Origin of the sequence: uncultured Veillonella sp. (genome assembly GCF_963534045.1) — a bacterium.
GTDB lineage: Bacteria > Bacillota > Negativicutes > Veillonellales > Veillonellaceae > Veillonella.
The window spans coordinates 1-3,968 of record NZ_CAUSQT010000080.1; the positions used below are offsets into that span (position 1 = coordinate 1).

The window sequence follows — 3,968 nt, forward strand, 5'->3', positions numbered from 1 at the left end:
TTAATCCCTTCGCCACGACGAGATTGAGGTATAATAGCAGCAATAATCGTACTTGTTGCAGTTGATGTAATACCGTAAGCAAAACCATTTAAGAATCGAACGCTATCGAGCATTAACAAGTTAGGTGTGTAGAAGTACATGGCCGTTGAAGCCAAATAAATAAACAAACCTAAGTACAGCATCTTTCTGCAACCTAAGACACTAATAAAGCGTCCCGCTAACAATCGTGCCACGACGGTACCGATAATATATATACCAACAGCTAAGCCTGCTTGACTAGCTGTGGCGTGAAGGTTATCTTTTGCCACTACGGCAATAATAACAATTAATAAATAATAAATCAAAAATACTAAGAAATTAATCAAAGTATCGAGGACAAATGATCTTGTCCATAAGGCCTCCTTAGCCTTATCCATAGTATCAACTCCTATTTCTAAAATATTTGTCAACCATATAATGACATTGGTTAATTATAGACCTCTCATTATAAAAAACAAGAATTAAAAAGTTATTTTTGTTATCACTTTTAATTATGACTGATGCCATAGTTTTATATACAATAAGCGAGTTACCATATCACCTATTTACGTAAATTTTTAATAATAAAAATACCTTTGATAGGTTCTACTCTAATTTACCAATTAGAATAGACCATCAAAGGTATCCTACTATTATTCAATTATTTTGTTTCTAATCCACAAGCTTTAAAAAATGCTTTATAAGCCTCCGCCTTCTTCACAAGACTCAACGGATAGGCTCTAGAGGTAGATGGCAAACGCGTCAAAGAAAGTTCTCGGCCTTTATAAACAAAAGGAATCGTTTCTCCTGTTTTAGGTAGTTTTACCTTTTCAGGTAATAAACTAAGTAAGATTTCTGTAGCCTTGCCACCTGTTGTACCAATATGAGTACAATCTGGTATTTGTGCTAATACGTCAGCAAGAGGAACGGGCTCAACTACCTTTAAAAACGCATCAGATGCATTACCATGCTCACGAATAGCTTTCAATACCGTTGGACAAGAAGCTATACCAATTTGAGATAAAAAAGCTTTAATCTTTTCCGCATCAAATGCTTTTTCTTCCCCTTTTCTAAAATGTTCTTTATCATCAAAGAACACCAAACCGAAAACACGCCACATATCATTTTGAAAATTCGGATAATGAAATTCCATGGCTCGCTTTTCAGATGTTGGAGGAAATGTTCCCATCATCATAACCGTTGCATTCTTCGGCAAGAATGGCGGAAATGGTCTCGTTTCTACAACTTCATTAGAGTTCGCTTCAACAGTAGTATTATCTTTCACGATACACATCTCCTTATTGTTTATGTTAACTATCTACTTTCACATTAACAAGTTTAGGTTATTGATACTATGACAAAACTCACCTATTACTGAACCATAGGTTGCGTCATGATGGTATTAACCGTATCAAATCCTGTTGGTACAGGAGATACGAGATATAAACATACAACGGCAGCAATAGCAAATCCAATTGCTAAGTAAGAGAAGGTGCCCCGTTTAGGGAATTCATACAAACCAAACATGCGTATACCAATAGCCGCACCAATGGCTGTAATAAAGGATGGCAATGAGAACATACCATATACGCCAAAGATGACCATCAATCCCGCATAACCGCCTACTACAGTAATCATTGGTAGCATACGATCCATAGAACTCTTATAGTCTCGAGTCAACCCAGATGGATAGTTGGAACTTTCAATACCGAATAAACCAAGCAAAATGCCGAAATCAACCCAGATAAATTCCCAAATGCCTTTAAATGCATTTCGATTACGGCCTGCATACCAAGCAAAGGCAGTAATGGCCAAAATAGCCAAGCCAACTAAGCCAAAATAATAGTCCCCACTAATAGTAGGTCCCACATAGGCGCCAATAGCGGTTACAATAGCACTGAGGACAGAAAGAACAATGACGCGATGAACAGCAGGACGTTCCCGTTCAGGAATGCGTTTGAATACGGTTGCTAGCAATTCCAATACAAAGCAAGCCATAAAGACAGCAATACCAATAGCTGGATTAATGAAGATACCAACTACCGTCAAAACTAAAGGAATTAACAAGCGCCATTTAGGAAATAATACAAGATCCTTGTAATCAAGGCGTACATCTTGTGTTTCAGATGTGAAATTATTATACACTACAAAGAGGAGCATAAACGCAACCACATCTAGTGGTGTAGCACCCCAAATCAACAAGGTTGGTACAATAATCATGGATAACGCTACACCAGATATTCTAGATAGGCCGGCGGCGATGAACCCTAGCAGTAAAAATGGTAATAATAATGTTAAATATTCGAACATAATAAACCTCCCATCATCATATAAATCTAAGTATATAGTAATTAACTACAAATTTCTATACCGAATGGGTTGAGGTTTATACAGATTTACCATACGACACCATACAATACTACGTCTTTACTAAGATTGTTGCTGCTTTAATCGGTTTCTTATAACAGACGGGGAACATTCGAGTTGTCGTGCGATAGCTGCAATAGATAATCCTTCCATCCGCAATCTACTAATCTCATTCGTATCTACCTCTAACCGTTTTCCACGCAACGCAACACCAGATTCTCGCAAATATAAGGCGACTGTATTGGCTTGTAACTGATAAGCAATACCTATATCCTTTGTACTCAACCCATGATAGCTATACAAATAGCTCATTTCATCGATAGGCATCACCTTACGCCTCCCACCGCGTATATTGACACCCATATGATGTAAGATATGTAATACCTTCCAGCGTGAAAGCCCCATCATATGGGCAATACGAGTTGTACTATTACCACTTTCATAGGCCTTTTTAATACGATCTGGTTCTACACTATGTATAGAATGGTCATGAGCACACAGCAATCCATACTCATGTAATCGATTAGATATGGTCGCAGTGGATACATTAAAACGACGGGCCAAAGCTTCAATACTCGTATGACTCACTTCATATAAATTTACCAAGGTTGCGCGATTGATATCTTTACGCCTTTCACGTCGCGCAATCTTATACATCTGCATACGCCTTACAATTGTATCTACACTACACCCAATATAATCGGCAATGTCTCGTAAGGTCCATTTCTCTTTAACATATAGATTCTCTAATAATTGTTTTGGAATATTTCGTACGCTGCGATACATATAATCGCTCCTTTCATAATTTAGGCGAACTATATTCACACACCTATTACACTTATTATGAAAGGCTAGTTATAGTCTTAGCAATAGAAAAAGGGTTCCCAATAGTCACCCCGGTGACCATTGGGAACCCTGCCTTTATCAGGAACAGATATACTTATCGAGCCCTATGACGCAATGCCTTCGGCTTTTCTAATATAAAAGCCCATTTCATACCTTCTTTAATATCATGACGCGACTTGCGAGCCTTCTTCGTTACAGGCTTCGTATGAGTCTCTACATCAACAAGAGGAATCTTTACTTCTTCCATTGCTTTTTGGCGCTTAAATTCTGCTAGGCGCTCAGTTAATGTAGAAACTGCAACCGTTTTACTAGTAGATACTTTATGTTCTTCTCGTTGTTTAGGTTGCTCTTTTTTAGGTTGTTCTGCAGATTGATTATAAGAAATCTGAGTATTAGACGACTGATAGACAGCATCATTAGATGTAGCATTAACCGGAGGCTCTTCTATTTTACGTTCAATAGAAATACCGTATTCACGCTCCATATCCTCCCAAGTCTTTTCAGCACCTGAGGTTTCATACTCATCAGCATCTTCAGTCTTTGAGCTTTTCAAAAAGGAGAACACGATATAAGCAATTATAGCTAGAACAAATATAGGATTATGCGTAAAGGCCGATAGTACTGTAGACAAAATAGAGTCCATAGCTACTCCTATTCACCATCTGCTAAATTCTCACGCATCTTAGTGTCTGCAATAATATTGTTCATATTGTAGTAATCCATAACGCCAAGATTAC

6 protein-coding genes are annotated in these 3,968 nt (G+C 37.8%); all 6 read right to left on the bottom strand.

Going from position 1 to position 3,968, the window contains the following annotated elements:
- The coding region (locus tag RYP29_RS08410) for an MFS transporter (RefSeq protein WP_311533083.1) at positions 1-416 on the bottom strand (416 nt) is incomplete at its 3' end.
- Between the two features lie 263 nt (positions 417-679).
- Positions 680-1,312, bottom strand: coding sequence for a DNA glycosylase (locus tag RYP29_RS08415; RefSeq protein ID WP_311533084.1), 633 nt, complete (start codon positions 1,310-1,312; stop codon positions 680-682).
- Between the two features lie 77 nt (positions 1,313-1,389).
- On the bottom strand, positions 1,390-2,328 hold the full coding sequence (locus RYP29_RS08420) for a hypothetical protein (RefSeq protein WP_311533086.1): 939 nt from the start codon (positions 2,326-2,328) through the stop codon (positions 1,390-1,392).
- Positions 2,329-2,448: 120 nt separating this feature from the next.
- Positions 2,449-3,171, bottom strand: coding sequence for a helix-turn-helix domain-containing protein (locus tag RYP29_RS08425; RefSeq protein WP_311533088.1), 723 nt, complete (start codon positions 3,169-3,171; stop codon positions 2,449-2,451).
- Positions 3,172-3,325: 154 nt separating this feature from the next.
- Positions 3,326-3,874 (bottom strand): hypothetical protein, encoded by a 549-nt coding sequence (locus tag RYP29_RS08430; RefSeq protein ID WP_060807021.1) that lies wholly within the window; start codon positions 3,872-3,874, stop codon positions 3,326-3,328.
- A gap of 8 nt (positions 3,875-3,882) precedes the next feature.
- A partial coding sequence (locus RYP29_RS08435; RefSeq protein WP_311533091.1) for a flotillin-like FloA family protein occupies positions 3,883-3,968 on the bottom strand: 86 nt, incomplete at its 5' end.

Coding starts and splice junctions, on each gene's coding strand:
- RYP29_RS08425 (WP_311533088.1), bottom strand. CDS start 3,171: ATGTATCGCAGCGTACGAAATATTCCAAAACAATTATTAGAGAATCTA.
- RYP29_RS08420 (WP_311533086.1), bottom strand. CDS start 2,328: ATGTTCGAATATTTAACATTATTATTACCATTTTTACTGCTAGGGTTC.
- RYP29_RS08415 (WP_311533084.1), bottom strand. CDS start 1,312: ATGTGTATCGTGAAAGATAATACTACTGTTGAAGCGAACTCTAATGAA.
- RYP29_RS08430 (WP_060807021.1), bottom strand. CDS start 3,874: ATGGACTCTATTTTGTCTACAGTACTATCGGCCTTTACGCATAATCCT.